Here is a 15223-nt window from a genome sequence, read left to right as displayed (position 1 = left end):
CTGCACTGATACGACAACGCCCGCCATGGCGGGCGTTGTCGTATCTCGGGCCTTAATCAGCGGCGTTTTATCGTGTCTCGGCCGCGGGATTTGAGGGCGTGGCAGAGACGGTGCGCTGATTCGGCTGCATGCGTGTCTGTGGGTCATGGACGGCCTGCCAGAGGCTTAGCAGGGCGGCGCGATCGACGCGTCGGCTGGGCAGGCGCTGGCTGTCCTCGAGCCCTTGCCATTCCCCCGCGGCGTTCTGGCGTGCGAGGGCAAAGCGGAAGGGGTGATAGCCGGGTGAGCCCAGGCGTGTATCGGTCACTGCCAGCAGCGTCTCACCCTCTGGTGTCCGATCGCGGCTCGCACGTAGATAGGGCGCCGCGAACCAGCGCAGACGCTGGCCGTCCTCCAGCTTCGCGACCTCGGCATCCAGCGCCGGATGGCGCGGAAAATCGCGGCGTGCGAGAGACGCCAGCTGCGCGTCGGAGTCAAACACGCTGACCATCCACTCGTGATCCGCCTGCGGCGTGGTGGCGCTGACACGCCACAGCAGGCTGTTGAAGGGAGTCGGCTGCACCATGCGCGGAGCGTCGGCGAAGCCCTGGCTCGCCAGCAGCGGCGCCACGCGATGTTCGACCCAGCTCTTGGCGGCCAGCCCCCAGCCCAGATAGAGGCTCGAGAGCATGAGGCCCGTGGTCAGAAGGCGCCCGGCGCGACCACGAATCGCCACCCACAGGCCGGTAATCAGCAGCGGCAGGGTGTAGAGCGGGTCGATGATGAAGATGCTGGCCAGGCTGATGGGGCGGCTGGGCCACGGCCACAGCAGCTGGGTGCCATAGGTGGTGAAGCTGTCCAGCAGCGGGTGGGTGATCAGGCACAGTACGCAGTAGGCGATCAGCCGACCACGGCCAAGACTCGCCAGACGTGGCAGGCGAGCCAGCAGCCAGCCGAGTACGATGCCCAGAAGCGCCAATACCGGCAGGGAATGGCTGAAGCCACGGTGATGGGTGTAATTGGCGACCGCGTCGCCGTAGTCGATCATCACGTCGAGGTCGGGCAGGGTGCCGAGCGCCGCACCGCCGAGCAGCGCATGGCGGATGGCCGCGCCGCGTTTCGGGCTGGGCAGGCGGCGAATGGCCGGTGTCATGACGGCGCCGCCAACGACGGCCCCGAGGCAGATCTGGGTAAGGGAGTCCATGCGTGGGCTACCTGTGAGGAAGAAGAAAGCGGGAGGCGTGGGAGCAGGCGTCAGTCATCTGCGCGGATCGCCGCCAGGGCGCCCGGCTCGGCCCAGCGTGGGCCGGCATCCAGCACGCGCGCCTGCACCGGGCAGTCATCACGATGACAGCCGGGCAGATAGCCGCAGCTCATCAGCAGCTCGTTGACGATCTCGGGGCCGGTGAAGCGGAAGGTCTTCTTGAACAGCTTGATCCAGGCTGACAGCGGTTGAGGATGGTGGGCATCCAGCCAGCCGTTGAAGCTGCCGTGGGAATCCTTGAGCTGCATCACCACGCCTGCGTTGTGGATCACGGCATTGATCTTGAGCCGGTTGCGAATGATGCCGGCATTGCTGAGCAGGCGCGCGCGATCCTCGTCCCCGTAGGCGGCGATGCGCGCGATATCGTAATCCTCGAATGCCTCGCGGAAGGCCGCGCGCTTCTTGAGCACTGTCAGCCAGGAGAGGCCGGCCTGATTGATCTCGAGCACGAAGCGTTCGAACAGCACCCGGTCATCGCTGACCGGAAAGCCGTATTCATGATCATGATATGGGCCATGAATCGGGTGCTTAGGAGCATTCTCGCAATAGGTGCTGGCGGTGACGACGTCGGCCATCAGTCCTCCTGTACCGCGTAGCGACCGCTGCCGAGAAAGACGATGGCCAGGGCGCTGGCGAGGAAGAAGCCTTGCAGCTCCAGCGCCCAGCCGCCGGAGGGTGACAGGCTCAACAGCTGGCCCATGTGCGCCACGGCAAAGGCGAATAGCATGTTGGCGACCACGATCAGCCCGGCGATGCGCGAGTGCACGCCGAGCACCAGCATGATGGGCGCGATGATCTCGCCGATATAGACGCCATAGGCCACCACGCCCGGGATTCCCATGCTCTCCAGCTCGCCGGCGATCCAGCTCAGCGTGCCACCATCCCCCAGCAGCTTCGAAAGGCCATGAAACAGCAACAGCAGGCCCAGCATCAGGCGCAGTATCAGCTTGCCGAGGTCGTCATTTTCGAGAAATTGCACGGTAGAGCTCCTTGCTCAGCGGTCGTCGGGCTTGCTTAGCGGTCGTCCGGATACAAGGCGGCTGCCTCAGGCGTTGGGGTTGTCCACCAGAATGCGCGAGAAGCGCACGATCTCGGCATTGCGGTTGGACCAGCCAAGATGCTCCCAGAAGCGATGAGCGTCATGGTTGTCGTGCAGGGTATCCAGATGCACCTTGTCGATGCCTTCACAGGCCAAGGCCGCCAGGCAGCGGTCGACCAGCGTGCTGGCGATGCCCTGGCCACGCATGTCCGGCGCCGTCATCACATGCTGAAGATAGCCGCGCTTGCCGTCATGGCCCGCCATGGCGCAGCCGACCAGGCGCTCATCGAGAAAGGCCAGGTGGCTGATGCCGGGGTTGCGCGCCAGATAGCGGGCGACAGGGGCATGGCGGTCGGCATCGCGGATGACCACTCCCGGGGTCGCCTCCATCATGGCGATGAAGGCAGGGTGGTCTTCCGGTGTCATCGGGCGATAGGTCAAGGTTGGCATTGTGTGTCCTGGCAGCAGCGGTCGTCGGGGATGCCTTATCCTATCAGTCCCGCGGGATATCGAAATGTCTCGGCTGCGCCGCGACACGTGCCAGCCACGCCTGAATGGCGGGATAGTCGTCCAGCGCGAAGCCGCCTTCATCGGCGACATGCGTATAAGCATAAAGGGAAATGTCGGCGATCGTGAATCGATCCCCGGCCAGCCAGTCATGCTCGGCGAGATGGTGCTCCATCACGCGCAGGGCGCGCTTGCCGCCTTCCTGCTTGGCGGCATACTCGGCGCGGCGCTCGTCGGGGAGGCCGAGGTAGCGATTGATGAAGCGGGCAGTGGCGATGTACGGCTCATGGCTGTACTGCTCGAAGAACTGCCACTGCAGCACCTTGGCGCGCAGGAAGGGGTCACTCGGCAGGTAGTCGCTGCCATCGGCGAGATAATTCAGGATGGCGTTCGACTCTGACAGCGTCTCGCCGCGATGCAGCTCCAGCAGCGGAATCTTGCCATTGACGTTGCGGGTCAAAAATTCCGGCGTGCGGGTGTCGCCGGCCAGAATGTCGACCTCGATGTAGTGATGATGACGTTCGAGCAGGTGCAGCAGAAGCTCGACCTTGTAGCAGTTGCCGGAGCGGCGATCACCGTAGAGTGTCAGCATGCAGGGAGCGTCCTGTGCGAGCGTGGAATTGGCGTCTCGACAGTCTAACCAACCTCGCCTGCATGAACAGTGATCATTCGAACAGTGTTCGACGAATCGGTGTCATTCGCGTGCTCCAGACGCAGGCTGTGGGTCAGCCGAGGATCATCACCACGCAGGAAGCGGTCAGTACGCCCATCACGCGATTGAAGATCTTCCAGGCGCGTTCGGTATTCAGCAGGCGCCCGATGGCGGTCCCGAAGCCCGCCCATAGCGAGATGCAGGGCAGCGCGACCAGTTCCGCGAAGCCTGCCAGCAATACGGCGTTGAGCAGTGCCGGGCCTTCCTCGGGCAGAAAGCTCGCCATCAGCGCCATGCCCATCACCCAGGCCTTGGGATTGGCGAACTGGAACAGGCTTGCCGCGAGAAAGGTCATCGGGCGTGCATCCTGCTGGCTGGCGAAGTCAGGTGGCGGGGCGGTGGCGATCTTCCAGGCCAGGTAGAGCAGGTAGGCACTGCCCAGCACCTTCAGCAGCGTCTGCACGATGGGATAACGCTCGAAGACCAGCCCCAGGCCCAGCGCGATGGCGATGAACAGCACCAGGCAGCCGATCAGGATGCCGAAGATATGCGGCAGGGTGCGCCAGTAACCATAGTTGGCCCCCGAGGCCGTCAACATCACGTTGTTGGGGCCGGGTGTCAGGGTCATCGACAGCATGAAAAGCGTGGCGGGGGCCAGAAAGGCGAGGGATTCCATGGGTGTCCTTCAGCGTGGTGGGCGTTGTCGAGGTCGCATATCTGATTGTATGGATTCAATTTGCGAGTGCCGGCACATTCCTGTGTTTTATGGCTTGTTGGCGGCATGTTTTGAGCATAATCTGATGACAATTACCGTCAACAGGTTTTTTGTCACCATGACAATGTGGATTCCGACCCTGGACCCCGCCATGCCGCGTTACCGTGCTCTGGCGGAGGCCATCCGCCTCGATATCGCCTCAGGCCAGCTCAAGGAAGGCGAGCGACTGCCGCCTCAGCGTCGGCTGGCGGATGCGCTGGGCGTGACCATCGGCACGGTGACGCGAGGCTACGCCGAGGCCGAGCGGAGTGGCCTGGTATCGGCGCGTGTCGGGAGCGGCACCTACATCAACGGCGCCACCCGGAGCGCGCATGGATCCTCCAGCAGCTTCGGGCATGCCCTGCGGGCCAGAAAGGCCTATGGATTGGCGTCAGAACAGGAGGGCGTGCTGTCGGCAGCGGCCGGCGTGATCGATCTCACCATGAGCCTGCCACCGCCTCACCCCGCGCGGCAGCAGGGAATGGCAGCGGCGCTGGCCGCGATCAGCCAGTCACCCGAGGCCTTGCTGCGCAGTGTCGAGTATCAGAATGAATTCGGGGACGGCAGCCACCGGCAATTGCTGGCGAGCTGGATGGGTGAGCTCGGCATGCCGGTCGACCCCGAGGAGCTGATGCTGACCCAGGGCGGCCAGAATGGCATCACGCTGGCGTTGTCGGCGCTGCTGGCGCCCGGGGATGCCGTGGTCACCGGCGCGCTGACCTATCCCGGGCTGATCGTCGCCAGCGCCGAACGTGGCCTCAAGCTGTTGCGGGTGCCGCTTGACGAGGACGGCATGGATGTCGAGGCGCTGGCGCGGCTGTGCCGTCAGCAGGCGCCCAGGATGGTCTATGTGATGGCCGAGCAGAACAATCCGGGCGCGGCGCAGTTGTCTTATGCACGGCGCAAGGCCCTGGTCGCCCTCGCGCGCCAGCATGACTTCTGGATTCTGGAAGACGGGGTACAATATCTGCCCGACGAGGAGTGCGGCACGCGGCTCTATCAGATGGCGCCGGAGCGCACCCTGTATGTCTTCAGTACCTCCAAGTTGCTGGCCGGGGGCCTGCGCCTGGGCGTATTGCGGGCGCCGGTGGAGGTGCTGACTCGCATCGGCGCAGTGCTGCGCAGCCACAGCTGGATGGTGGCGCCGCTGTTGATGGAGACGGTCTGCGCCTGGCTGACCAGCGGCAACGCGACACAGCTGGTGGCGTGGCAGACGGAAGAGATGCGCGCGCGCCAGAAACTGGCCCGCACGCTGCTGGCGGAGTGGTCGCCGGCGGCGCGACCGTCTTCGTTCGATCTGTGGCTCGAGCTGCCCGAAGGGCAGCGCAGTCAGGCGATGGTCGCGTCATTGACCGAGCGGGGTGTGCACGTCACCAGCGCCGAGCCCTTCTGTGTCGGCAATGAGCCGCCACCGCAGGCCATCCGGCTGTGCCTGAGCGCCGCCGAGAGCCGTGAGGCGCTGACCCACGCGCTGGAAATCGTGCGCGAGCAGCTGCAGGCGCCGCCTGCGCTGCGTCCCATGACGCTCTAGCGCTTCGCCGCGCTCACTCCCGGCGGTCGCCGGATTCCTGCGCCAATCTGGCCTGCTTGAGCGGCACGCCCCAGCGATAGCCGCCGAGCCCGCCATCACCGCGTACCACACGATGACAAGGCGTCAGCAGAGCCAGCGGGTTGGCACCACAGGCATTGGCGACGGCGCGGCTGGCGGTCGGCCGCTCAAGCGCCTCGGCCAGCTGGCGATAGGTCAGGGTATCGCCACTCACGGTAGCGTTGAGCTGCTGCCAGACGCGCAATTGAAAGGCGGTGCCACGCACATCCAGCGGCAGTTCGAGCAGCAGTGCATGGCTGGTCTCCGGTTGCTCACACAGGGCGAGCAACCGTGCCCCCAGTGAGGCATGCAGCAGACGACTGGCCGTGTGAGCGCTGCCGTCCTGCCCGTCTGTCTCTGTCTCCATCTGCTGCCAACTGGCCTTGGGTAGGCGTGCTTCCAGCGCCTGCTGGCCCGCCTCACGACTGTCGCTGAGCTGAATGACGACCACGCCACGCGCGCTGAGTCCTGCGCTCAGCCAGCAGGACTGTTCCGGGACCCCGAAGCGACACGGCCAATGCAATGCCAGCAGGTCTTCTCCCTGTCCGCCGGAGCGGCGGGCGCTGGGCGTGATGCCGTCCCTGCGTGCATAGGCACGGCTGCTGGAGCGATAGCCGGCGGCGATGATCGCCTCGGTCACGCCATGGCCCTCCTCCAGCAGCGCATGGAACTGCATCTGGCGCAGACCCGCCGAGTACTCGGAAGGTGACAGGCCCAGCAGTGCCGTGAAGCGGCGCTGAAGATGCGAGGCACTTATCCCGTGCTCCGCCGCCAGACTTGCGAGTGGCGGGGTGGGCTCGCCTGCGGCGACGGCCTGCTCCAACTGCCGACACACCGTCAGCGGCCAAGGCGTGGCGGGGGTTGAGGCAGCGTCTTCAGGTGTCGAGCGGGCGGCAGTGGAGGCGCGTGAAAGTGGGGCGTTCGATTCCGGCATCATCGGTGCTCCAGGCGTGGCCCTGACGGGGTGGCCAGTCCGCTCGACGGCCTGAGGGCGATCAGGCTTTTCGGACTGCTCAGGATGACAGCGCCGACAAGCGCGCATGCCTGCGGCTCGCGCCGCGTGACAATCGGCAAACAGGCGCAGGTTGTCGCGGCGTGGCGCCGGGGATGGGCAGCCGATGCGACAGAAAATGCCAGTGGTGATCACGCCGTAGCGCAGCGCCTCCCCGGCGATTGGCTGGCGCGCCAGCAGGCGCTGCCAGATGGCCTCATCGCACCCTTGAGCGTCGCCAGCGGCAGGTGGTGCCGTCATCCCCGCCGCTGTCTTTTCGCCGGACACTGATGTCATCGTTCATCTCGCTGTGCAAGGTTCACGCTCAGTATCGCCATCCGCTCGGGGCTGTGCACTCCGTATCTTGTGCTGACTGTCAGGATTGCGCTCGCAGCGCTTGCCGGGAGTCGCTCAGAACTCGATGGATTCCTGGCGCTTCTCTTCTTCTTCGGCCTGCTTGCGCAGCTTCTTGCGGATGGCGGCCTTGTGGAAGCGCAGCTTCTGTTCCTGGGTTTCCAGGTTGAGTGGCGGCACCGGCACCGGCTGGCCGTTGGAGTCGACCGCGACCATGGTCAGATAGCAGCTGTTGGTATGACGAATCAGGCGACCCTGGATGGATTCGGCGACCACCTTGATGCCGATCTCCATCGAGGAGCGGCCGACATGATTGACCGAGGCCAGGAAGGTGACCAGCTCGCCGACGTGAATCGGCTGCTTGAAGCGCACCTGGTCGACCGAGAGGGTGACGACGTAGCTGCCGCTATAGCGACTGGCGCAGGCGTAGGCGACTTCATCCAGCTTCTTGAGGATGGCGCCACCGTGCACCTTGCCACTGAAGTTGGCCATGTCGGGGGTCATCAGCTCGGTCATGATCAACTGATGCTGGCCGGGCAGAGCTTCGTTGAGGGCGGTCTGTTCTGGCTGGTTCTCGCTCATTGGGGCGTCCTTCAGGCACGGGCCTGTCAGGTGAGTGGGAGCTGTCAGGGGCTCTCAGGTGAAGCAATGACTCTGGCATGCCGCGCAGAGAGGGATAATGGCTAGTCTGCGGGATTCGTGACGTCTTGGCACCCCGTGAGCGGCATATCAGCTATCTATAAACGACCTTGCCCCCACAGTCGCCTGTGGGGGCAAGGAGCTTGCGGGGTTATCGGTAAGGCTATCTGAATGGCAGGCTGAAAAGGCTGGCTGACGCCGCCGTCAGCCAGGTATTAGAGCAGCGTCAGACCCAGCGAGATGATGATGCCGGTCACCAGCAGCTGCACCAGGCAGAAGCCCATGATGTCCTTGGCCTTGAGGCCGGCGATGGCGAGCACCGGCAATGCCCAGAAGGGCTGCAGCATGTTGGTCCAGGCATCGCCCCAGGCGACGGCCATGGCGACGCGTGACAGGTCGGCCCCCAATGCCTGGGCGGCGGGAATCATGACCGGTGCCTGCACGGCCCACTGACCGCCACCGGAGGGCACGAACAGATTGACGATACCGGCACTGATGAAGGACCAGAACGGCAGGCTGTCGGCGGTGGCAATCGATACGAAGCCTTCGGACAGCGTGGCGGCCAGTCCCGACTGCACCATGATCGCCATGATGCCGGCGTAGAAGGGGAACTGGATGACGATGCCTGCGCCACCCTTGATGGCTTCATTCAGGCTGTCCAGCAGCTTGCGCGGCGTGCCATGCAGCACGATGGCCAGGAACAGGAAGCTGAAGTTGATCACGTTCAGGTTCAGCCCGCCGCCACGGATCACGAAGTGATCCACCAGCCAGGCGAGGCCGAACAGACCGACGACCCAGGCGAGAATCGGCGAGTTCTCGAGACGCTCGGCGGGACGAGGCTGGTCGCTGATCTCGGTGTGCTTCTCCTCGAGCAGGGCCGGGTCCACGTACACGCTTTCCTTCTCGAAGGGCATCATGGCGCGATTGACCAGCGGCATGATGATCAAGAGCGCCGCGACGATGGCGATATTGAAGAAGGCGAAGATGGTGTCCGAGGTGGGCACGATACCGATGCTTTCCTCGGTGAAGTGGCCAGCGGTGGCGATGGTCAGCGGAATCGAGCCCGAGATGCCCGCATGCCAGATCACGAAACCGGAGTAGGCACTGGCGATCAGCAGGCGGTAATCGACCTTGATCATCCTGGCCAGCTGTTTGGCGAACAGTGCCCCGATCACCAGCCCGAAGCCCCAGTTGATCCAGCTGGCGATCAGCGATACGAAGGTGACCAGCATGATGGCGCTGCCCGGCGTTCTGGCCAGCGAGGCGATGCTGGCCAGGCCTTTCTTCACCGGCGGGGTGTTGGCGAGCATGAAGCCTGAGATCAACACCAGCAGCATCTGCATCGAGAAGGTCAACAGATTCCAGAAACCATCGCCCCAATAGCGCATCACCTCAGTGGGGGAGCGCTGTTCGATGAGCATGGCGGCTGCTGCTGCAACGACAGTCAGCAACAGGACGAAGATATAGGGGTCAGGCAGATAGCGCTCAACCAGCTTGACGGCTGGCCGTGATAGCGATTGCAGCATGTGAGAGTCCCTGTTGGCTTTTTATCAGTATGGGAAACGGGTTGGCACGCTTACATTAGTCCATTCGATGGCAGGAGAATATCGCGCGATGGTCGAGTGGCACGCCAATGCCAGCGGCAAGCCTTTCAGCGCTGCATCAACCTGCTGGAGACTTCAGCCAACTGGCAAGGCATCAGCGCCAATCATGGCGGCGATGATGCAGGTAGTAGCCGCCGAGCACGGCAGAACGCACGCTGGTGAACAGCAGGAAGGCCAGCCACAGTCCATGATTGCCGAAGCCTTCGAGCAGCGGCCACAGGCCGATGAAGGCCAGCAGGGATATCACCAGCGTATTGCGCATTTCACTCGTCGCCGTGGCACCGATGAAGATGCCGTCCAGCAGGTAGCTCCACACAGCGACCAGGGGCAGGGCGACCATCCAGGGCAGATAGAGGGTGGCCAGGGCGCGCACTTCGGGAATGTCGGTCAGCAGGTGGATCAACGCCGGCCCGCAGAGCCAGAGCAGGCCGCTGGCCGCTGTCGCGGTGATCAAGGAGAAACGGGTTGCCGCCCCCACGCTGCGCGCGAAGCGTTGCCAGTCGTTCTGGCCGACGGCTCGCCCGACCTCTGACTCCGCTGCCTGGGCGAAGCCGTCCAGTGCATGGGACGTCATCATCACGAACTGCAGCAACACCGCATTGGCCGCCAGAACATCATCCCCGAAGCTGGCACCCTGTGAGGTGAAATAGGCCGTCGCGCCCAGCAGGCACAGGGTGCGCACGAACAGATGCTGATTGACGCGGATCAGCGCGCCCCAGGCGGGCAGAGACAGCAGCGCTGCGCGATCACTGCGCCCCGGCATGCGTCTGAGCTGGCGGGCGACCAGCCACAGGCCCGTGGCCAGCGCACAGTAGTCGGCGATCACGCTGGCCAGCGCCACGCCATCGCTGGTCATGCCCAGCCCGGGCACGAAGGCAAGATCGAGCAGGATGTTGACGCCATTGGTCAGCACGAGGATGCCGAGCGTGACGCGCGAATTCCCCAGCCCCAGGAACCAGCCCAGAATCACGTAGTTGATCAGCACGGCCGGTGCCGACCACAGCCGGATGCTGGCGTAGTCATGGGCCAGGGCGCGCGTGGTCTCGCTTGCCTCCATCAGCGATAGCCCCAGGGTGATCAGCGGCGAGCCGGCGATGATCAACACCAGCCCGATGGCCAGCGCCAGCCCGATGCCCTGGCCCAGCAGGGTGCGCAGGCCATCGTGGTCTTCACGGCCATGAGCCTGTGCCGTCATGCCGGTCGTGCCCATGCGCAGAAATCCGAAGCCCCAGTACAGGAAGCTGAAGAGGACCGCGCCCAGCGTGACCGCACCCAGATACACCGCATCCTCGAGATGCCCGACCACGGCGGTATCCACCAGCCCCAGCAACGGCACGGAAATGTTGGAAAGGATGATGGGCCAGGCCAGGCGCCACATATGGCGATCGGCGGAAGGCAGTGTGGCGGTCTTCAGGGAAGGGGTGGGCATGTTGGGTCCGAATGAGGGGAGAAGGTAACGTCAGCCGGGAGCGGTCGCGTTGATCAGGATAAGGCCTGGCAGGGCTGGGCGTAATGGCGCTGGAGCGCTAATCTAGTTCTGGTGACTTGATGACAAGGCCTGCCATGCGCCAGCCGAGAGATCCACTGGCGCGAAGCCCCATAACAGGGACGCATGGAGCGTCCGTACGCAAGGGAACTGACTATGAAACGCACGATTCTTCAGCGAAGCACGCGATTGCGCACTGGGCTTGCAGCAGCTGGCATGACGCTGATGCTGGTGTCGCCGGTGCAGGCCATCGAGCTGCCCAGCGAGCAGGGTGACGACACACCCAGCGCAGGCATGATGGTGGCCGATGCTCTTATCGGACGTCCACTGTTGCTGGCCACGACCGTCGTCGGTGCTGCCATCTTCGTCGTGTCGGCTCCCTTCGCGGCCATGGGGCAGAATATCGATGAGACGGCGCGCGTACTGGTCGCGACCCCGGCGCAGGCGACCTTCGCTCGCTGCCTGGGGTGCAAGACCACGCGGGTCGATTGGGATTGAATATCTCCTGATCGCGGCTGGTAAGAATGCGCCGCTCAAGTCTGGACACGACAACGCCGACCTCGAGGGTCGGCGTTGTCGTGTCTGAAGGGGCGGTGAGAGCGGCGGTCAATGCGCGGGGTGTCTGGCATGGCTATCGGCAGGGGGCGGCAGTGAGTTGAAGCACAGCACGCGTTTGCGTCCGGCGCGTTTCGCCTCATAGAGCGCATTGTCGGCCATGTTGAACAGCGCATCGGTGGCCTGGCTGTCATGCGGCGCGTTGGCGACCCCCGCGGAGAAGCTCAGGCCGGTCAGCGGCCCCAGCGTCTCATGCTCGAAGACTTCTTCGTGGAAGGCTTCGAGAATGGCCTCGACCCGAGCGCGTGACACCGCTGCGCTGGCACCGGGGATCAGGATCACGAATTCTTCGCCGCCGTAGCGACAGGCTTCATCGGAGCTGCGCAGCGACTCACGTATCAGGTTGGCCAGACGCGTGAGGACCTGATCACCCATCTCGTGGCCGTAGGTATCGTTGACCTGCTTGAAGTGGTCGAGATCCAGCACCACCAGGGACAGTGGGTTGCCGATGCTGGCCTCTGCCAGTTTCTGGGGCAGCACTTCATCGAGGTGACGGCGATTGAAGAGACGCGTCAACGTATCCTTGCGCGCCTCGTGTGCCAGGCCCCGCTTCAGCTGCAGGTCGGCCAGTGCCAGCATCACCAGGTTGCTGACATCTTCCGCCAGGGACTGAAAGCGCTCCAGGCTGTCCTCTTCCGGCGGGATCAGCAGCACGAATTCCCCCGCCTGGCCATCACCGACCGTCAGCGTCTGCTTGAGGTGACGAGCGTCGGTGGGTGGTGTCCCCCAGTTGATATGCATCGTCTGATGGATGTCGTTTGGGTCATGCAGGGTCACGCTGCCTTCGCAGCCGGCGAACAGGCTGGGCAGACGAACATTAAGCTGGGTGATGACCTCATCGAGCTGGGAGCAGGTCAGCAGGGATTCCGCGAGGTGATGGATCTGGCTGCGGCTCTCTGAAAGTCGCGACAGCTTGAGGTTGGCGATCTGCAGGTCGCGCTGGGCACGCTTGCGATCGGTGATGTCGTGAACGATGGAGAACAGTAGGGTGCGGCCGTTCAGGTCCACCGGGCCGGTAAAGATCTCGACATCACGCAATTCACCGTTGGCAAGCTGGTGGCTGGCCTCGAAGTGGTTGTCGGTACGATTGACGACCGCACGGATGCGTTTGGAGAGCGACTGGCTGGCCAGCACGTTGATACGGCCCAATGGCATACCGCACATTTCGCCGATGCTGTAACCATAGAAGTCGGCGGCGACCGGATTGGCATCGATGATCTCGGCAAGCTCCGGGTCGATCAGCAGCTTGATGGCGTTGCCGGTGCTGAAGACTTCCTGATACAGGGCTGCATTCTCCTCGAGCAGCTCGATGGCGCGACGGCGGTCCTCGATATTGTTGATCAATACCAGGGTGCGCTCTTCGCCCTCCAGCGGGGTGAGGGTGACTTCCGCCCAGAACATCTGCCCCGTGTCAGTCTGCATGTGGTATTCGTCCTGGAAGCTGCCGCCTTCGCGTTGCAGCTGGCCCCAGGCACGTTTCATGCGACTGATCTCATCCAGTGAGAACAGCCCCCACAGCGATTGCTGGAAAAGCTCGGTATCACTCTTGCCCAGCAGGGCATGCATGGTCGAGTTGGCATCCGCGATGGTGCCATCCCCGTTGGCGACGATGATGCCCACTGGGGCGGAATGATAGATGGAGCGCAGACGGGCGCGGCTGCTGATCAGGCGTTGCTGCTGTTCCTTGATCCAGTCGATATCGCTGTGAGTGCCGATCATGCGCAGGGGTCTGCCATCCTCGGCACGTTCCACCACGCGTCCCTGATCGAGAATCCACTTCCATTCACCGTTGCGCGTCAGCATGCGGTGCTCGTTGCGATATTCAGCGCTGTGACCTTCAAAGTGCTGTTTCAGGTCGTCTAGGGTGCGCGGCATGTCATCCGGATGGATGCGTGACTTCCACTCATCGAAGCTGCTGCCGATCTCGTGTTCCTGGAAGCCGAGCGTCGCCTTCCACTGCGCAGAGTAGAAGACATGATCGGTATCCTGCTTCCAGTCCCAGACGCCGGCGCCTGAGCCTTCCAGCGCGAACTGCCAGCGTTGTTCGGCCTCGCCCAGGGCGTCACTCATCTTCTGCAGCTGCTGATAGGGGTAGACCATGCGCGATGAGTAGATGGCGTGATAGATCATCGCGTAGGCCACCACCTTGTACAGATGGCCGAGCAGATTGAAGACATCGAAGGCAGTGGCATAGAGCGTGAAGCAAAGCTCGGATATCCCCGTGGCCAGCGCAGCGATCGCCAGCCAGCCGGCATTGGTGCCTTCAGGCAGTCGGCGCGCGCCAAGCAGAAGTACCGCGGCCAGCGCAGCGCTCAGCGCCAGGGCCCATTCATAGCCGATCTTCCAGGCGGTCAGGCCGCTGCCGACGATGAAGGTCTCTGGCAGGAAGTCGAGATGAAAGAGGCCTATCCAGCTCACCATTAGCCCGATGGCGAGTGTCACGCCAAAGGCCACGGGCAGATAGCGACGCGGCACGGGGCGTGCCGTCAGCAGACAGGGAGCCAACAGGGCGATGATGAAGGCGGTCCGTCCTGCCAGCCAGAAGTGGATGGCCTTGCTGACGGAGGCCTCGCTGACGAAGTCCGGCATGCCGTCGTAGCTGAAGATATGCACCATGTCGAAGAAAGCGGAGAGCATGAAGGCGCACCCCATGACCAGAAAGCTGGTCGGCAATGTCCGACGGTGCCCCTGGAAGATGGAGACGGCAGACATCAGAGCGACCAGTATCGCACCCATTTCCAGCAGTGAATGCGGGACAAGGTACTGTTCGACCGAGCTGAACAGCTGCGGACGCGGCACCACGATCAAGACCACCATGATCGCCAGCATGACAAGCAGCATCCCTGTGCCGGCATTGGGCAGCTGTGTGCGTGTCCCCAAAAAGGAGTGCTTGAGAGCAGTAGAGAGAGAGTGAGAGGACATGGGCAATCCGTGCGCGTGAAAAGGGGATGACCGGTGAATGGACAACTACAGGATAGAACAGTTTGCTTACATTATGCTAACAGAAAATAACCTGGTGTAGCGTTTGATATTGATTGAGTAGCCGTTTATGCAGGGGGCGAGAGCAGGTTGGTAGCCACGATTCTGTCTGGCCATGTCAGCAGTGAGGCCAGCAGCGGGGCCGACGGGAGTAGGCAATGGCGGGCAGCGCGCCGGGAAAGGTCCTGATAGTGAGCGAAGTGTATTGCCAGTCGGTGTTAGTGCCAGTCGACTACGTTACCCGTTGGTTTCTTGCAGCAAGAGGCACCGCGTTGGCGAGTCAGGCGCTGAAGCGTCAGTCAGGGCCGTGCTTGAGGGAAGGGCATGAAGAGAGAGCTTGAGGAAAGGGGCTACAGGAAGGTCTATCGGGGTTAGCTTGAGAAGAGGGTTTGCAGTGAGGGCTTGCGGGGAGAGCAGGAGGTGTCAGGCAATAAGCAAGCAGCAGCCGTCACGATGGATGTGGCGCAGTACAGGCCATATCATCGCCATGACGGCTGCCGGAGCAGGCGGTAATCAGTTGCCGAGAGCGGCCGTGATGATGTGGTACTTGTCCATCAGCTCTTCCTGGCTTTCCTTGTTGTCCGGGTCGAGCGGGATGCAGTCGACAGGGCAGACCTGCTGACATTGCGGCTCATCAAAGTGTCCGACGCATTCGGTGCACAGATCCGGGTCGATGACGTAGATCTCTTCCCCCGGCGAGATGGCCCCATTGGGACATTCCGGCTCGCAGACGTCGCAGTTGATGCACTCATCAGTGATGATCAGGGCCATG

The 15223-nt window shown here is 63.3% G+C and carries 14 protein-coding genes; 2 read left to right on the top strand and 12 right to left on the bottom strand.

Annotated features, from left to right (window positions below):
- Window positions 1-67: 67 nt before the first annotated feature.
- The 6 genes from AC5WNJ_RS14895 to AC5WNJ_RS14870 form a co-directional block, all read right to left on the bottom strand.
- On the bottom strand, window positions 68-1183 hold the full coding sequence (locus tag AC5WNJ_RS14895; protein WP_495930086.1) for a metal-dependent hydrolase: 1116 nt from the start codon (window positions 1181-1183) through the stop codon (window positions 68-70).
- A gap of 50 nt (window positions 1184-1233) precedes the next feature.
- Complete coding sequence (locus tag AC5WNJ_RS14890; RefSeq protein ID WP_495930085.1) at window positions 1234-1818, bottom strand: DNA-3-methyladenine glycosylase I; 585 nt, start codon at window positions 1816-1818, stop codon at window positions 1234-1236.
- Window positions 1818-2222 (bottom strand): DoxX family protein, encoded by a 405-nt coding sequence (locus AC5WNJ_RS14885; RefSeq protein ID WP_495930084.1) that lies wholly within the window; start codon window positions 2220-2222, stop codon window positions 1818-1820. Before AC5WNJ_RS14885 ends, AC5WNJ_RS14890 begins: the two co-directional genes overlap by 1 nt.
- A gap of 66 nt (window positions 2223-2288) precedes the next feature.
- Complete coding sequence (locus AC5WNJ_RS14880; RefSeq protein ID WP_495930083.1) at window positions 2289-2732, bottom strand: GNAT family N-acetyltransferase; 444 nt, start codon at window positions 2730-2732, stop codon at window positions 2289-2291.
- Between the two features lie 43 nt (window positions 2733-2775).
- Entirely contained in the window at window positions 2776-3381 is a 606-nt protein-coding gene (locus AC5WNJ_RS14875; protein ID WP_176677999.1) for a glutathione S-transferase family protein, read from the bottom strand.
- Window positions 3382-3514: 133 nt separating this feature from the next.
- Complete coding sequence (locus AC5WNJ_RS14870; RefSeq protein ID WP_176677998.1) at window positions 3515-4117, bottom strand: LysE family translocator; 603 nt, start codon at window positions 4115-4117, stop codon at window positions 3515-3517.
- A 157-nt stretch (window positions 4118-4274) separates the two neighbouring features.
- On the opposite strand from AC5WNJ_RS14870, the gene AC5WNJ_RS14865 reads away from it, so the two are divergent.
- Entirely contained in the window at window positions 4275-5726 is a 1452-nt protein-coding gene (locus tag AC5WNJ_RS14865; protein ID WP_495930082.1) for an aminotransferase-like domain-containing protein, read from the top strand.
- Between the two features lie 13 nt (window positions 5727-5739).
- On the opposite strand, the gene AC5WNJ_RS14860 is transcribed toward AC5WNJ_RS14865, so the two are convergent.
- From AC5WNJ_RS14860 to AC5WNJ_RS14845, 4 genes are all read right to left on the bottom strand, one after another.
- Window positions 5740-7071, bottom strand: coding sequence for a bifunctional transcriptional activator/DNA repair enzyme AdaA (locus AC5WNJ_RS14860; protein WP_495930081.1), 1332 nt, complete (start codon window positions 7069-7071; stop codon window positions 5740-5742).
- 114 nt (window positions 7072-7185) lie between these two features.
- A complete protein-coding gene (locus tag AC5WNJ_RS14855) occupies window positions 7186-7710 on the bottom strand; it encodes an acyl-CoA thioesterase (protein WP_043332919.1) in 525 nt (174 codons plus the stop codon).
- A gap of 272 nt (window positions 7711-7982) precedes the next feature.
- Window positions 7983-9293, bottom strand: coding sequence for a short-chain fatty acid transporter (locus tag AC5WNJ_RS14850; protein WP_495930080.1), 1311 nt, complete (start codon window positions 9291-9293; stop codon window positions 7983-7985).
- A gap of 172 nt (window positions 9294-9465) precedes the next feature.
- Window positions 9466-10800, bottom strand: a complete 1335-nt coding sequence (locus tag AC5WNJ_RS14845) for an MATE family efflux transporter (RefSeq protein WP_495930079.1) — start codon at window positions 10798-10800, stop codon at window positions 9466-9468.
- Between the two features lie 273 nt (window positions 10801-11073).
- Between AC5WNJ_RS14845 and AC5WNJ_RS14840 the strand changes: the two genes are divergently transcribed.
- Window positions 11074-11355 carry a hypothetical protein gene (locus tag AC5WNJ_RS14840; protein WP_495930078.1) on the top strand — a complete coding sequence of 94 codons (282 nt, stop codon included), beginning with the start codon at window positions 11074-11076 and terminating at the stop codon, window positions 11353-11355.
- A gap of 108 nt (window positions 11356-11463) precedes the next feature.
- Here the strand turns inward: AC5WNJ_RS14840 and AC5WNJ_RS14835 are convergent, their stop codons facing one another.
- The gene (locus AC5WNJ_RS14835; protein ID WP_495930077.1) at window positions 11464-14394 is read right to left on the bottom strand and encodes an MASE3 domain-containing protein; all 2931 of its coding nucleotides are present in this window, start codon (window positions 14392-14394) and stop codon (window positions 11464-11466) included.
- A gap of 570 nt (window positions 14395-14964) precedes the next feature.
- On the bottom strand, window positions 14965-15222 hold the full coding sequence (locus tag AC5WNJ_RS14830) for a YfhL family 4Fe-4S dicluster ferredoxin (protein WP_176677991.1): 258 nt from the start codon (window positions 15220-15222) through the stop codon (window positions 14965-14967).
- Between the last annotated feature and the right edge of the window lies 1 nt (window position 15223).

This window comes from Cobetia sp. PDI-23MA (assembly GCF_059507735.1).
Note: the sequence above shows the minus strand (reverse complement) of the source record. Positions and strands in the feature narration are given on the sequence as shown.

Excerpts from the sequence above, each read along its gene's own strand:
- AC5WNJ_RS14895 (WP_495930086.1), bottom strand. The coding sequence starts at position 1,183 with ATGGACTCCCTTACCCAGATCTGCCTCGGGGCCGTCGTTGGCGGCGCC.
- AC5WNJ_RS14890 (WP_495930085.1), bottom strand. The coding sequence starts at position 1,818 with ATGGCCGACGTCGTCACCGCCAGCACCTATTGCGAGAATGCTCCTAAG.
- AC5WNJ_RS14880 (WP_495930083.1), bottom strand. The coding sequence starts at position 2,732 with ATGCCAACCTTGACCTATCGCCCGATGACACCGGAAGACCACCCTGCC.
- AC5WNJ_RS14875 (WP_176677999.1), bottom strand. The coding sequence starts at position 3,381 with ATGCTGACACTCTACGGTGATCGCCGCTCCGGCAACTGCTACAAGGTC.
- AC5WNJ_RS14870 (WP_176677998.1), bottom strand. The coding sequence starts at position 4,117 with ATGGAATCCCTCGCCTTTCTGGCCCCCGCCACGCTTTTCATGCTGTCG.
- AC5WNJ_RS14865 (WP_495930082.1), top strand. The coding sequence starts at position 4,275 with ATGACAATGTGGATTCCGACCCTGGACCCCGCCATGCCGCGTTACCGT.
- AC5WNJ_RS14860 (WP_495930081.1), bottom strand. The coding sequence starts at position 7,071 with ATGACATCAGTGTCCGGCGAAAAGACAGCGGCGGGGATGACGGCACCA.
- AC5WNJ_RS14855 (WP_043332919.1), bottom strand. The coding sequence starts at position 7,710 with ATGAGCGAGAACCAGCCAGAACAGACCGCCCTCAACGAAGCTCTGCCC.
- AC5WNJ_RS14850 (WP_495930080.1), bottom strand. The coding sequence starts at position 9,293 with ATGCTGCAATCGCTATCACGGCCAGCCGTCAAGCTGGTTGAGCGCTAT.
- AC5WNJ_RS14845 (WP_495930079.1), bottom strand. The coding sequence starts at position 10,800 with ATGCCCACCCCTTCCCTGAAGACCGCCACACTGCCTTCCGCCGATCGC.
- AC5WNJ_RS14840 (WP_495930078.1), top strand. The coding sequence starts at position 11,074 with ATGACGCTGATGCTGGTGTCGCCGGTGCAGGCCATCGAGCTGCCCAGC.
- AC5WNJ_RS14835 (WP_495930077.1), bottom strand. The coding sequence starts at position 14,394 with ATGTCCTCTCACTCTCTCTCTACTGCTCTCAAGCACTCCTTTTTGGGG.
- AC5WNJ_RS14830 (WP_176677991.1), bottom strand. The coding sequence starts at position 15,222 with ATGGCCCTGATCATCACTGATGAGTGCATCAACTGCGACGTCTGCGAG.